Origin of the sequence: Populibacterium corticicola (assembly GCF_042683685.1) — a bacterium.
GTDB classification, from domain to species: Bacteria; Actinomycetota; Actinomycetes; order Actinomycetales; family Cellulomonadaceae; genus Timonella; species Timonella corticicola.
The window spans coordinates 424990-439092 of record NZ_JBHUOP010000001.1 but is presented as its reverse complement, the minus strand read 5'-3'; the positions used below and the strand labels follow the sequence as shown (position 1 = coordinate 439092).

At 58.8% G+C, this 14103-nt stretch carries 12 protein-coding genes; 9 read left to right on the top strand and 3 right to left on the bottom strand.

Annotated elements, in window-relative coordinates; genetic code table 11:
- Positions 1-57: 57 nt before the first annotated feature.
- Genes ACFSYH_RS01940 through ACFSYH_RS01915 form a run of 6 tightly spaced genes read left to right on the top strand, consistent with a single transcriptional unit; the run spans position 58 to position 8466 of the window.
- Positions 58-4908, top strand: a complete 4851-nt coding sequence (locus tag ACFSYH_RS01940) for a phage tail tape measure protein (protein ID WP_377464781.1) — start codon at positions 58-60, stop codon at positions 4906-4908.
- Between the two features lie 3 nt (positions 4909-4911).
- Positions 4912-5718, top strand: a complete 807-nt coding sequence (locus tag ACFSYH_RS01935) for a hypothetical protein (RefSeq protein WP_377464780.1) — start codon at positions 4912-4914, stop codon at positions 5716-5718.
- 4 nt (positions 5719-5722) lie between these two features.
- Positions 5723-6853, top strand: a complete 1131-nt coding sequence (locus tag ACFSYH_RS01930; protein WP_377464779.1) for a DUF5047 domain-containing protein — start codon at positions 5723-5725, stop codon at positions 6851-6853.
- The gene (locus ACFSYH_RS01925) at positions 6846-7634 is read left to right on the top strand and encodes a hypothetical protein (RefSeq protein WP_377464778.1); all 789 of its coding nucleotides are present in this window, start codon (positions 6846-6848) and stop codon (positions 7632-7634) included. The genes ACFSYH_RS01930 and ACFSYH_RS01925 overlap by 8 nt, the downstream gene beginning before the upstream one ends.
- Before the next feature lie 9 nt (positions 7635-7643).
- The gene (locus tag ACFSYH_RS01920; RefSeq protein ID WP_377464777.1) at positions 7644-7871 is read left to right on the top strand and encodes a hypothetical protein; all 228 of its coding nucleotides are present in this window, start codon (positions 7644-7646) and stop codon (positions 7869-7871) included.
- Positions 7858-8466: a hypothetical protein gene (locus ACFSYH_RS01915; RefSeq protein WP_377464776.1), complete on the top strand. Its 609-nt coding sequence runs from the start codon at positions 7858-7860 to the stop codon at positions 8464-8466. Before ACFSYH_RS01920 ends, ACFSYH_RS01915 begins: the two co-directional genes overlap by 14 nt.
- Positions 8467-8469: 3 nt before the next feature.
- Here the strand turns inward: ACFSYH_RS01915 and ACFSYH_RS01910 are convergent, their stop codons facing one another.
- Complete coding sequence (locus ACFSYH_RS01910; protein WP_377464775.1) at positions 8470-8808, bottom strand: hypothetical protein; 339 nt, start codon at positions 8806-8808, stop codon at positions 8470-8472.
- Positions 8809-8887: 79 nt separating this feature from the next.
- On the opposite strand from ACFSYH_RS01910, the gene ACFSYH_RS01905 reads away from it, so the two are divergent.
- Genes ACFSYH_RS01905 through ACFSYH_RS01895 form a run of 3 tightly spaced genes read left to right on the top strand, consistent with a single transcriptional unit; the run spans position 8888 to position 10316 of the window.
- Positions 8888-9181 carry a hypothetical protein gene (locus ACFSYH_RS01905; RefSeq protein WP_377464774.1) on the top strand — a complete coding sequence of 98 codons (294 nt, stop codon included), beginning with the start codon at positions 8888-8890 and terminating at the stop codon, positions 9179-9181.
- 54 nt (positions 9182-9235) lie between these two features.
- Complete coding sequence (locus tag ACFSYH_RS01900) at positions 9236-10090, top strand: M15 family metallopeptidase (protein WP_377464773.1); 855 nt, start codon at positions 9236-9238, stop codon at positions 10088-10090.
- Positions 10091-10097: 7 nt separating this feature from the next.
- Positions 10098-10316: a holin gene (locus ACFSYH_RS01895; protein WP_377464772.1), complete on the top strand. Its 219-nt coding sequence runs from the start codon at positions 10098-10100 to the stop codon at positions 10314-10316.
- A 240-nt stretch (positions 10317-10556) separates the two neighbouring features.
- On the opposite strand, the gene ACFSYH_RS01890 is transcribed toward ACFSYH_RS01895, so the two are convergent.
- Both ACFSYH_RS01890 and ACFSYH_RS01885 read right to left on the bottom strand, forming a co-directional pair.
- Entirely contained in the window at positions 10557-11840 is a 1284-nt protein-coding gene (locus ACFSYH_RS01890) for a class I SAM-dependent RNA methyltransferase (protein WP_377464771.1), read from the bottom strand.
- Between the two features lie 195 nt (positions 11841-12035).
- The gene (locus tag ACFSYH_RS01885; protein ID WP_377464770.1) at positions 12036-14060 is read right to left on the bottom strand and encodes an APC family permease; all 2025 of its coding nucleotides are present in this window, start codon (positions 14058-14060) and stop codon (positions 12036-12038) included.
- Positions 14061-14103 lie beyond the last annotated feature (43 nt).

Sequence of the window (14103 nt, the reverse complement as noted above, 5' to 3'; positions counted from 1 at the left end):
ACACTCCACACGGCCCACCTGGCCGACCCCTAGTATGCAAGGAAGGCCAGGTGCGTCGTGGCTCTTACCGTTGGCAAACTCGTCGCGTACCTCTCCGTTGACACCGGAGACAGTGCCAAAGCGCTGTCCCAGGTCCGCTCCGAGATGGACAAGGTCCAAGCGTCTGCTCTCAAAACGGAGAAAGCGGAGGTTGCTCTCGCTCAAGCCCAAAACCGTCTGGAAACAGCGGCTGCACGTACCGCGAAAGCAGAACAAACTCTCGCGTCCATGCGTGCATCAGGTAAGGCCAGCGCCGAGCAGATCACGAAGGCTGAGCAGAACCTCACTCAAGCGAAGAACGCCGAACAGGCTGCATCCCTGCGGGTCAAATCCGCGCAGATTGCCGCCACCCAAGCGCACGAGAAAGCCAAAGCAGCCACTGAGGCGCTGGCAAAATCGACCGACAAGTCCACCGAGTCCACGGGCAAACTGTCTAAAGCGTTGGAACACATCGGCAAGCACGAGGCCGAGTTCTCGCTCCTGACGAACAATGCGGGGAAGTTCGGTCTCGCGCTCACAGCTGCCGCGACGGCTGCTGTCGCGGTGTCTGCGAACTTCGACAAGGGCATGTCGAAGGTGAAGTCCACCGGTGAGGACGCCCGCAACAACATTGACCAGTTGCGTGCTGCCGCTCGTGAAGCAGGCGCCGACACCGCATTCTCGGCGACAGAAGCAGCGGGCGCTATCGAGGAACTCTCCAAAGCTGGCGTGTCCGCGTCTGATGTTCTTTCTGGTGCTCTCGCAGGATCACTAGACCTCGCTGCTGCTGGTGAACTGGGTGTCGCGGATGCTGCTGGTATCGCGTCGGTCGCGATGACGCAGTTCAAATTGTCCGGTGAGCAAGTCCCACACGTGGCGGACCTCCTGGCTGCTGGTGCCGGTAAAGCCATGGGTGGTGTTGAGGACCTCGGTCAAGCCCTCAACCAGGGTGGTTTGGTCGCCTCACAGTACGGCCTGTCGATTGAAGAAGCCGTTGGTGGCCTCAGTGCTTTCGCGAATGCTGGTCTACTCGGATCAGACGCGGGCACGTCCTTTAAGACGATGCTGCAACGCCTGACACCGATCTCGAAGGAATCGAAAGCGCAGTTCGATGCGCTCGGTATTTCAGCGTTCGACTCACAAGGCCAGTTTGTTGGACTAGCGAACTTCGCAGGCCAACTGCAAGAGTCCATGCGCGACCTGTCACCAGAAGCACGCAACGCCGCCATGGCCGTGATGTTCGGGTCAGATGCGGTACGTGCCGCGAACGTCCTGTACGACAACGGTGCAGACGGCATCCAAAACTGGATCAACGCCGTTAATGATTCCGGTTATGCCGCAAAGACCGCGTCAACGATGACCGACAACCTTGCCGGCGACCTCGAACGCCTCGGCGGCAGTTTCGAAGACCTCCTCATCGGTATGGGTGAGGACGCCGCCGATGGTCTACGGTTCGCGACGCAGGCCGCGACAGGGCTTGTGGACATGCTGGGCCAAATCCCAGCACCAGTGCAAACCATCGGCACACTTCTTGCTGGTTCAGCCGGCGTGACTGGCTTGATGATCTCTGGGTTTGGCAAAGCAACTACGTCTGTTCGCGCTACTAAAGACGCACTCGTGGCGATGAAGATTTCAGCGCAGGCGGCAACGCTCACAATCAGCCTCGCTACTGCGGCACTATCCGTCGCAGCAATGGGTGTGATTGTCTGGGCTCAACGCCAACAAGAAGCAAAAGCAGAAGCGGAAGCCTTCGCTCAGTCAATAGACAAAGTCACTGGTGCAGTCACTAACTACACTCGCGAAGTAGCTATCCAACAGCTCCAGGAAGAACGCGGCTTCTTCCACACCCGCCGCGGGCGTTCTGCTTTTGACGAAGCAGAGAAGATGGGTATCGCCCTCGACCTCGTCACTGACGCGGCTATGGGCAATGCAGCAGCTTTCGAGGAAGTTAAGCGTCAAGCAGAGGCGTACCGCCAAGAGTTCGAAAAGAGCGGTATCTACTCAGGTGAAGAAAACCTCGTTCAAGCGCGCCGCGCTGAGGTCCATCTCCTTGAGGCTATTGAGGACCGTCAAGCCGCGTTGGGCAAAGGTCGCGAGCAGCAGGAAGCAGCTAACCGTGCCATAGGCGAAGGCACTGAGGCTACCGATGAGCAGGCCACCGCTACGGCTCGTGCAGCAGAAATTCAAGAGCAAGCAGCAGCAACTGTTAGTGAAGCTGCGCAGAAGTGGATCGAGAGTATCCACGAAATCGCCGCATCGAACGTCAACCTGCTGAGCGCATTCGATGAAGTTGTCGAAGCGAACAAGGAACAGGCTGAGTCTGCCGCCGCCGCGTCGAAGGATACCAAGGATTCGTGGGAAGACTTCTACGACGGCGTCACCGTCTCAGCGAAAGAGTGGATCAAGCAGCTCGAGCAACAGATCGCCGCATATGAAAACTGGGGAACCAACCTTGTAACTGTTCAAGAGCGCATCACGAAGAAACTCCCTGAGAGCATGCAGGCCGCAGGTGCGGCACTCGTTGATGAGCTTATGGAGGCTGGTCCTCAATCGGCAGCGGCTGTCCAAGCTCTTGTTGATGCGTCAGATGACGAACTGCAGAAACTTGTCGCGCTGTCGAAACAACGTGCGGGAGCTGCGGCCGACGAGTTTGCACAGGAGATCAACAACGCGCGCCCACCAGAGTTCCAACTTGATATTGGGCCAGCAGCAGAGGCCAGTCGAACGCTCCAGGACATTATCAAAAATGCTGGGCAAGCCCTCACTGATTGGCAGATCAGCGCGGATGGCACGCTTGCAATCAATACCGCCAACGCGACGGCGCTGGAGATTGACCAAAAAACTGGAACGCTGACCGTCGCTGGTAATTCTGACGCTGCACTCCAAGCAGCGGCTGACACCATCTCAACCATTGATTCCAGTATCGGCACCGTCAAAATCAACGCAAGCACAGATGCTGCCGACCGAGCACTAGCGAACTTCCGTGCCAAGGTCCAGACCGCGCTTAGCATTCCGATCAATGCTGCCGGTGTCGCGGGCAACCATGCGCTTGCTCGCGCTACGGGCGGTGCTATCCACGGTCCTGGCACAGGCACCTCGGATGATATTCCAGCCTTGCTGTCTAACGGCGAGCATGTTGTAACCGCTCGTGAAGTCCAGGCTATGGGCGGACACATGGGCGTCGAACGGTGGCGCCGCGCCGCATTGTCAGGTGACCTACCCGCCTTCGCGGCGGGTGGACGTGTCGGTTGGGCTGTCACCCAGCAGCAAAATGCACAAGCCGCTGTGGTTGCGGAAAAGAAAAACCTCGAGGACATCGAGAAACAGAAAACAGTCGTTCGTACTGCTCGTAAGAACGTTAAATCGGCAGAAAAGGCACTGGAATCTGCTCAAAACGAATCCACACGTGCACAGCGTCGCAGTGCGGATACATCCTCGAAGGATCCGGCAGCCAAAGCCGCTGCGAAGAAAGCCGCTCGTGATGCACAAGACGCGGTAAAGGATGCCCGCAAGGAACTGAATGCGCAGAAGAAAGCGCTCAAGGATGCTGAGAAAGAGCTAGCGGATCTGCGTAAGGCACGTGAAGACCGCCTCAAGGATCTGCGTGAGACCCGTGATAACGCATCAGACCGCGTGGATCGTCTTAAGGATCTGCGTACTGACACGGTCATTTCGTCTCGCCGCGGTGAAACCCAAGACCAGTTCACGTCCGGGCTGTCTGGTGCGCTGGGGGTCACTGATGATCTGCGTGACATGTCGAAGAACACTGACTTGTCCAAGAAGCAGCGCAAGAACCTTGCTGACAAGGCGTGGGAGATTGAGAAGGCTGTCACCAAGGCCTACGGGCAGGCAGAGAAACTTGAGGGTGAACTTGCTCAGGCGAAGACGGATCTCTCCGATCTCGCAAGCATCCAGGCAGGTGTCAAGTCAGTACTCGGCGGGGAGTTCAGGCTTTCAGACTCGATCAAAGCCGCCACGGAAGAAACCGAAAAGCTTGTTCAGCGGACCAACAGTGTCGGCGGAATATGGCATGAGAAGGTCACTACTCCGGGCACTAAAGCATCGGTCACCGCAAAAGACATCCTCGCGAACGCACAAGCGAAAGCCACCGCCTTCAAAACGTTCACGGGGAAACTTGACCGTCTCGCTGCCCTGGGTATCTCTGGCGTCATCCTTGCCGAGATAGCGAACGAGGGACTCGAAGGCGGCACCCTGCTAGCGGACGCACTACTCGCAGATCCCGCCACAGCGAAGAAACTCAACGGCGCCTACGAGTCGATCGATTACTGGACAACCAAAGCAGGAGCATCAGCGACAAAAAACACCACCGTCAACGGCACGTTCTATGCCGGTGGAGTAACTGCCGCCGAAGCACAGGTCGCGGGCATTGAGAAGGCCCTGGACAAGGTGTATGACACCATCGAGAAACTCGCGACCAGCGCCGATAACGCAATCTTGTCAGCACTTGGACTCAAGAAGGACAAGAACGGCAAGATCGTCGCGAAAGCCAAGGGCGGACCTATCGAAGGCCCTGGTACGGGCACGTCTGATGAGATACCTGCGATGCTCTCCAACGGTGAGCACGTGTGGACTGCCGCTGAGGTCCAGGCCGCGGGCGGACATGGAAACGTGGCGCAACTACGCCGCCAAGCACTCCTGAACGACCTGCCTCAATTCAAGGACGGTGGACAGGTCAGCCGTCACCCAGTCCTCACCACACCGCATGTTCAACCTCAAGCTGTGGCCGCACCCGCCCCACACGTAAGCGTGAACGTGCCTGATATTTACGTGCAAAACCCGTTCACTGGCGAGTACATGAAGGCCGAAATGCGGTCTGTGGCAGACAAGCAAATCAAAGTGGCCGTGAACACGGCCAGGAAGGGGTACTGACAGATGGCTGTGACAGACCCAGACGGCATCGTCACCGCAGATTTCGACACACGATGGGCGTCCGTGCGATTCACGATCCTCGGCACCGCATGGCCCTCGGAGGTCTCACGGATCACTATCCACCGTAGTGAAGGCCGAGCGCCCGTACGGATCCGTGGCGGTGATAAGCGTGCGGTGGGTGGCTTCCTCGTCATCTCCGATAACGAAGCACCTTTGGATTCCGTGGTCTCGTACACGATACGCGGCTACTCTCCTTCCGACGTGCTCGTGAAGACGATAACGCTGAGCGTTCCCACGACGGGCGCGGAGCCTGGAATCTGGCTCAAGCTCGCAGGCGATCCGAATGCGACCAGCCACGCCAACCAGAAAACCATCTCTGACGTTATCTCTGCGACGCAGGGAGGTATCTATCAGGTTGCCGGTGGACAGGGCGTGGGCGTCGGCGTGGAAGGTGGTCGCGACGCAACCGAGTTCGGCCTCACACTCCAAGTGTTGACCACGGACAAGGACGCGGCGATTGCCAACACGTTCCGTAAAGGCCGCATCGTGCTCCTCCAGCACGTCTCGAAGATCGCGCCGTTCGATGCCGGCTGGTACTTCGTCAAGCAAGTCTCACGGGCTTTGTTCGCTCAAGCTGACGGCGTGGAGGGTGCCATCTGGTCTATCGAGGTGGCCGCGACCACTCGTCCGTCTGGAGACTCCGCGGGTGTCGCTGGTGTCAGCTACGCACTGCTCAAGGCCCGCTATCCCACGTACGCGGACTTGAAAGCCACTGGTCTGACGTACTTCGAGCTAGCGCAAGGACTCTAACTCCATGTATCCAGTCTCAACGCAGTATCTCGAAACGATCCCTACACCGCACTCGGTGACCACACAGATACGAGTTACTAAGGGTGGCCAGCCAGTCCACGCGAACCTTCCGTTTACCGATGGAACGGTCACCGTGGATTTCGCGTCTCCGGTTAGGCGCAAACTCACTCTGACGCTGCCGCCCATTGTGCAGGGTGCCGACTACACCGACCATGATCTGCGTGACTTGGTCGGCACGAGCGGTCACCAGGTGCATGTGAGGCAAGGGCTGGTGTTTCCGGACAAAACGATTGAGTGGGTGCCGCTTGGTGTGTTCCGCGTCGATGAAGTACCCGATGTGAGCGCGACAGGCGCAGAGGTGACGATCACTGGCGCTTCTCGAGAAGCGTTCGTGGTCGATGATACGTTCCTGTACCCGCGCACCATTCAAGGGCCTTCGGCTATCGCGCTCATCAGCACGCTTGTTCGAGAGACTCTGCCACAGGCTGAAATCAGCGTCGAAACGAGAAAGAACGCTCGCGTTCCAGCGTTCGTGGAAGACCGCGACCGGTGGGGAGCTATCGAGAAAATCGCGCAGGCCATCTCCTGCGTCGTCTACTGCGACGGCGAGGGCCGCTTCATCATCACAGACGCACCGTCTCTGACTTCCTCGCCAGTGTGGACGATCAAAGCCGGTCCAGGAGGCACCCTCACCGATGGAGCCTCTTCCCAATCGCGTGAAGGAGTCACTAACGCGATAGTCGTGCAAAGCGGCTCCCCGTCGAGCGACTACATCCCACTATGGGATGCCGTGTACGACACCGATCCGACATCGCTGACACGCTGGGGTGATCCAGACGCGGGCGCCTACGGGAAGATCACCGAGTACATCGACAACCCCACGATTACGACCCTCGCGCAAGCTCGCGCCGTAGGGCAGACCGAACTTGCTAAACGCGTCGGCATCTCCGCTGGCATGGACTTGTCCACCATCCCCAACCCAGCACTTGAAGCAGGAGACACCGTGCTCGTCGTCCCCGATCTCACGCCCGCGGCAGCCAACGCACGCCAACACATCATCGACTCGCTGAGCATCCCTCTGCGTGCCGGTGGGGCATTTACTCTACGTACCAGGGATGTGAGAGCCAATGTCTGATCTGGTCCAAGCGATCGGCACAGTCGCCGGGAAACAAGCCGCACTGTCTCTGCTCGGCGTGGTCACTGCCATTGATACGGGCGCGAAATCCCTGACCGTGGATATTAATCCCGGCAATCCGAACGAACCGATCCTGCTGCACGGAATTCGTTGGTTCGACACCTACACGCCACAAGTCGATGACTTTGTCGGCCTGATCGCCATTGGGTCCGGCTGGTGGGTACTAGGACGCAACTCCCTGGATCTACGTGAGCGTCCTCGTGCTTACGGCGAAGCCACCGTGAACGCTGGCCGCATGTGGGAATGCGAAGCGATAGAGCGTGACTCGATCTACTCGTGGACTCAAATAGCGTCTACCGGGCAATCTCGCGTGGGGTTATGGACCGACGTGCCAGGCATGCCGTCCATGTACAAGCACTTCTACACTGCCGTGGAGATTCCACGCGTCAGCGACATCCCCTCCGGAGCAACCATCGAGTCAGGCTATCTCACTATCTCTGCGTCGCTCAGTTTGAATTGGGAGCCCTTCACCGGCCTCGACATCGGTGCACACAGTTACACGTCGCTGCCTAGTGGTCCGCCCTCCTCGTGGGCGGACGACAGCGCCGACATGTATATCGATGCCCAGCCACGCTACTACCAAGTCCCAATCAACTCCGACATCGCACTCGGCTTGGCCGCTGGCACCGCAAAAGGCGTCCTGCTTTCACCCTGGTACGCGTACGCTCTCGCCCACGTCAGCAGCATCCAAGCCACCCTCACCTACTCTGTACCAATCTAAGGAGGACCCATGACAACCAGCGAAGACCCCGATTCTCTACCCGAAGAGACACCAGATGAATCGAGCGAAAGCCCACCTGATATTCCGGTGGGCTTTTCCTTTGCCCGAATCTGCGAGGAACTCGGCTACAACCCCGAAACGGTAAAGGCTCTGACCTTGACCGAAACCGCTGTCTACGCGACCGGCGTGGACTATCCAGAACCACCCAGAGAGGCCACCGACCATGGCACAAACTGACCTGCAAGGTTTCCCTATCCCAGAGCCTGATGAGGCTAACGACATTCCCGAAGATTTGATGACCCTGGTTAACGAGATCGAGAAGACCGTCGTCCAGCGTTATGCGACGCTCGCGGCACGCAACGCAGCTAATCCATCGCCTAATGATGGTGAGGTCTGCTACGTCGAATCCGAGAATGCATATTATGTACGACTCAACGGAGCCTGGAGAATCGCATACTCAGACACCGGATGGCTAACCTCTGGGATTGCTATTGCTGCTCAGACAGGGTGGAGCATCAGTTCTTACCGGCTGAAGCGTGAAGGAAATCGTGTCCATGGTGTGGTCGTGTGTGAGCGTACCGGGGATGACATCGTTCCCAACGCTGCCGGTAATTTCACGGACTCAATCGCGTTCTCCATGCCCGAGGGATGGCGCAATGGCTCTGGGGTCACCCAGCAGTTTGCAATTGTCCAGACAGGTGTAAAAACGGCGTTCGCGCGTGCTGATGCCAACCTCAGCACAGGGAATGTGACCGTCACCCACGGTATTCCTGGCGTGACGGTTGACAAGTCCCAGGCATGGTTTTTCCCGCTTGACTACTCGTTGTCGTAAGCCTCATGCACGTTTGAATCGGATGCCGCTCAACGGCATATATGAACTGGTGGCGTTGATGAAGAACACTTCAATTACTCCATTGGTGCTTACGCGAATGCCAGATCCTGCCTGGTTAGATGCCCCGGCGACGTTCCCTGGATAGTACTGGTATTTCGCGGGACGCATATCAGTGTCTAGTGTCGCGATTGGTGTCCACGCATTAGCAGCGATGGCCACGGTGCCCGCCATTCCAACTGCTCCGTCCAGGCTCACGAACTGGCCTTCTAGGTAGGCGGTAGGTGTGTAGTAGCCCGTACCCGCCACGATTGTTAGGGCTGATGACTTAGCGGAAAACGCCATTCTCCAGGCTCCGTTGAGTCGTACATAATATGCATTCTCGGCAAACCTTCCTACCTGCACAAACATGAAAGGAGGCGATATGAGCGATGACAACCTCCTTCCAAAATGGGCAGTGGACCTCACCGTGCAGATCGCTGAACTCAACGCCAAGCTCTCACCACACATTGACTGGGTGGAGCGCAACGTCAAAGACCACGAAATCCGTTTAAGGTCCCTCGAACGCGATCACGTGCCCCGCGATGACTACGAGAAACTCGCTGCCAAGGTCGATGAGATCGATGCTGAGAACGACGCGAACGCATGGCTCCCCAAAATCGTGTGGGCCGTGATCGGCGCCGCAATACCGATCCTCATAACCTTCATCCTCAAATAACCCGTCACTAGGTAGTGACGGGTTTTTTCATGCCCTGACACAGAAAGGCACGCCATGTCTATCCTCAACGGGCGACTCATCCAGTCGCTCTTGTCTAAGACCTCAAACGGTCACACCCTGCGTAAAGCCGCACGCAACTCTTATGAGCGCCTCAACGCCGCGTTCACACGCGAATTCGGGTACGAACTACGTCTCACCCAGGGCTACCGTACCTACGCCCAGCAAGAATCGATCTTCCTCGCCCGCTACGACTTCACTCCACGTTCCGGCAACACCTACGCCAACGGCGGCATCAAGACTTGGAACGGTAAGACCTGGCACAAGAAACTCGGCGTCGCCGTGGCAGCGCAACCGGGCTATTCCAACCACGGCCTTGGCCTGGCGATCGATGTCAACACCACGATTGGTTTCGGTAGTTTCACTTCCGCTCAGTACACGTGGCTTGCACAGCATGGACCTGCCTACGGCTGGACCAACACCGAGGGCCGCAGCGTCAACGAGCCCTGGCATTGGGTGTACAACTCATCTGCTGACCGGATGAAGACCAGCAAGCTCAAGGTCAACGGCACACTGGACAAGCCAACCTGCACTCAGTGGCAGATCCAGTTAGGTGTCCTCGATCCGGACGGTGATTTTGCCGCCAAGTCCTGCACCCGTTTGCAGTACCGACTCAATGGCAAGAACGGGAAGGGCGGCTTCAAGCTCAAGCGCCCACTCGACCTGACCGCTCGTCTGGATAAGCGCACGGTCATGGCGCTCCAAAAGCTGCTCAACGTGTGGCACGCACGCACGAGCGGTGCTGCCGCGAAGTTTGTCCTCAAGGACGGTCCACTCAAGGTGGATGGCGTTCTTGGTCCGCGCACTATCAAGGCGCTACAGAAGTCCCTCAACCTCAACCTCTGGAAGTAGGCACATCATGAAATCATCGAAATTCGCGTCCAAGGCGTTCTGGGTGGATACCGCAGACCGTGCGATATCCTCGCTCGCTCAAGGCATCCTCGGTAGCGCAGCGCTCGACACGACCGGCATCGTGGATGTCGGCTGGGGTGGAGTGCTCTCGCTGGCGGGCTCGTACGCGCTACTGTCGGTGCTCACCTCGGTGGCGGTCCGTGGTGGTGCTACCAACCACGAGTGAAAATCGCTGGTGAAAATATGCCAGGAAACATACCAGCCCCAACCTTTCGGGACACCGGAAGGTTGGGGCTGATTTTGTGCGCCGCTGATGCGCCACGAGCGTTCAAAACCATCCGTATGCGCCGAATATGCGCCACAAATTGAAACCGCCCTGAGACTCAAGCGACATACTGACACTCAAACAGAATCAGCATAACCACAGTTCACAAGCCTATTGAAGCGCAGAGCGACGTAATGGAACCTACCGCGTCAGCAGCGCCACGCACTCCACGTGATGGGTCATTGGGAAAACATCGTAGGCGCGCAGATCGGTGAGTGAGTATCCGTGCTCAGCGAAGTAGGAGATGTCACGAGCCAATGCTGCGGGGTCGCAGGCAACGTAGATAACGCGGTCAGCACCGAGATCGGCAACCTGGTCTACAACCTTCTTGCCCGCTCCGGCACGAGGTGGATCCATGACGACAACGTCAGCCCCTGCCATCGCACCGTGGTCACGGTCGGCCAGAACCTGTGCGACATCACCGACATGTACCTCAGCCTGTTCGTGTGCGTGCAGATTACGCCGTGCATCACGGCAGGCTCGCTCATCGCCTTCGATAGCAACGACACGGCCAACCTGTCCGACTGCGTGTGCGAGCGGAAGCGAGAACAGCCCAGCACCGGAGTACAGGTCAACTACGGTCGCGTCTTCAAGATCGAAACCGTCGTGGCGGGCAAGATCCAAAACGGTCTGTGCGAGCAAGGCTGGCGCTTCGCGGTGTACCTGCCAGAACCCTGCAGCGGTGACCCGGTATTCATGCCCAACACCATCAACGCTCACCGTTTCGGTGACGTTCCGCTTCGCGTTTGGGCGCGGGTCAGCGTAACCCTTACGTTCTGGCTCGCCATCGATCAGCACCACACCGGTGCTTCCGTTCGCCGGTTGGACCACTTCGAGGCGGGTTCCTGGCTGCCACTGGCGGTCAAACACCCGGTGTTCTGCAGCGAGTTCGAGCGCCTCGGGCGTTGCGAGGGGCATCGTTGTCAGCGGCTTGATGTCATGCGAACGGAAGGCGCGCATGCCAGCGCGACCAGACTCGTCGACAATCAGATCGAACCGGGTGCGATATCCGAGGCCACCTCGCTCCTCGTCGCCAGGCGCGGCCTCTACCGTGACCGACCGTTCGATCTTGGCGAGGCGCTGCAACTGCTCCTCAACGACCGCGGCCTTCCAGGCGCGCTGTCCCGCGAGGGAAACGTGCGACAGTTCACCGCCGCCGACTCCCCCGGCTCCAGCCTCGCGCCAGGTTGGCGCAACGCGGTCGGGTGAAGCTACAAGCACACAAACGGCATCGGCCCGCCAAAACTTTGCGGACTCACCAGAGTCCGTCAGCCGCGCCAGCACCTTCTCCCCCGGCAGGGCATGGCGTACGAACACGACACGGCCATCGTGCCGTGCAACGCAGTGGCCACCGTGCGCTACGGGACCCACTTCAAGCTCGATGAGATCGGATGGACGTGCGGCAGGTTCTGGCGTCGTGTTCACTCCACCATTATCTCAGGTTACGCTGGCCTGCGGCGGGCCCGCAGGCGTGCGTTAACGCACATCCCTATTGCCGACGAGTCCCCCCGTCAGCTGGTCGGGTGGCCATATCAGGGCCATTGGTCGATAACGTCGTCCGCTACGGTGCGACAGGAACCCGCTCCGCGAGATTCCCACACTCCGTTACGCTCACTGTCGCTATCTCCGGCGCCGATCTTCGATGGCGCGCGGCTGCCCAGACTGTTCGAAGTAGGTTGTTTCAACGCCCTGGTTTTCCGCCGACGAGAGTTGCCACGGAACCGAGGAAACGACCACGCCGGGAGTGAACAGGAGACGCGACTTGAGGCGCGCCGCTGATTGGTTGTGCAGCAACTGCTCCCACCAGTGTCCGACCACGTACTCGGGAATGTAAACGACCACCAGATCACGCGGGCTTTGACGGCGAATGGAACGCACGTATGACAATACGGGACGGGTAATCTCCCGGTACGGCGAGTTCAGCACCCGCAATGGCACCGGAATCTCAAGCGCTTCCCATCGCTTGCGCAGCCTGACCGTGTCCTCGGCATCAACGGCGACGGTGAGGGCCTCAAGGGTCGAGGGTCTGGTGGCTCGCGCATAGGACACGGCGCGCATCGCGGGTTTGTGGATTTGCGAGAGCAGAACGATCGCGTGAACCCGCGAGGGCAAGGCTCGGGCACCCGCTATATCCTCGCCCAGATCCAGTTCTTCTGCGACCGAGTCGTAGTGTTTCCTGATCCCACCCATGACGATGTAGAGCACGGCCATCACCAGAAGAGTAATCCAGGCACCGTGCGTGAACTTGGTGATCAGAACCACCACCAACACAACCCCGGTCATGACAAAGCCTGCGGCGTTGACGACCCGCGAGCGCCGCATCCGCCGACGTTGTATTGGATCCGTGGCTTTGCGAAGTTTGCCGGTCCAGTGTTTGACCATGCCGAGCTGGGACAACGTGAACGAGACGAATACACCGACGATGTAGAGCTGGATGAGTCGGGTGACTTGGGCGTCGAAGATCCAGACCAGCACGACCGCTCCTGCGGCAAGCGTCATGATGCCGTTGGAGAACGCTAGGCGGTCGCCACGATTATGCATCTGACGTGGTAGGTAGCCGTCTCTGGCCAGGATTGAGCCGAGGATCGGGAACCCGTTGAACGCGGTGTTCGCGGCGAACATCAGGATGATGCCGGTAACTGCGGAAACAATGAAAACCAGCCACGGGGTGCCGGAGAATACGACCTCTGCAAGTTGTGCGATGACCGGATGCTGAATGTAGCCCTGGTCAACGGGGGCTCCGTTGAGGGTCAGTTGGGTTGCCGGGTCCTCCACGAACTTCACGCCGGTGGCCTGCGCGAGCAACAGGATCGTTGCGAACATGAACGTCGAGATGAGGCCGAGCAGGAGCAGCGTTGTTGCGGCATTTTTGGATTTGGGTTTCTTGAACGACGGCACACCGTTCGAGATCGCTTCGACACCGGTGAGTGCGGCGCTTCCCGAGGCGAAGGCACGTGCGATGAGGAGCGCTCCCCCAAGCCCAGTCAGGCCTTGGTCGAACGCCTCCTGTGGGACCAGCGTGAAGTCGGCGCTGTGTGCCGTTCCGAGTGTTCCGCTGAGGTACTGGAAGAATCCGGCCATGGCAAGTGTGCCTATCGCAGCCATGAACAGGTAGACGGGGATGGCGAACGCTCGCCCGGCTTCCCGCACGCCCCGCAGGTTTATGACGGTGAGTACGATGATGATGCCGATTGCCAGTATGGTCTCGTGTCCGCGCAAAGCGCTGATGGCTGATGCCGCGTACTGGGAGGCCGACGAGATCGAGACGGCCACGGTCAGCACATAATCCACGAGTAGTGCACTCGCTACGCTCAACCCTGCCTTCTTGCCCAGGTTCTCGGTCGTGACCTCGTAGTCGCCGCCACCGTTGGGGTAGGCGTAGACGTTTTGGCGGTAGGAAGCGACAACAGTCAACAGAACGAGAAGAACAACGGCGCCGATCCACGGAGACCAGATCAGTGCACTCGTGCCTGCGAGGGCGAGGGTCAACAGAATTTCGTCTGGCGCGTAGGCAACCGAGGACAGCGCATCCGAGGAGAACACCGGGAGCGCTATACGCTTTGGCAGCACAGCCTGATTAACAAACTCGCTACTCACGGGACGGCCAAGCAGAAGCCGCTTGGCCGCATCAGTAATGTCCGACACGTTTAGCAATGCTATGCCTGTTTTCGCGTTTCCGTTACCTCTG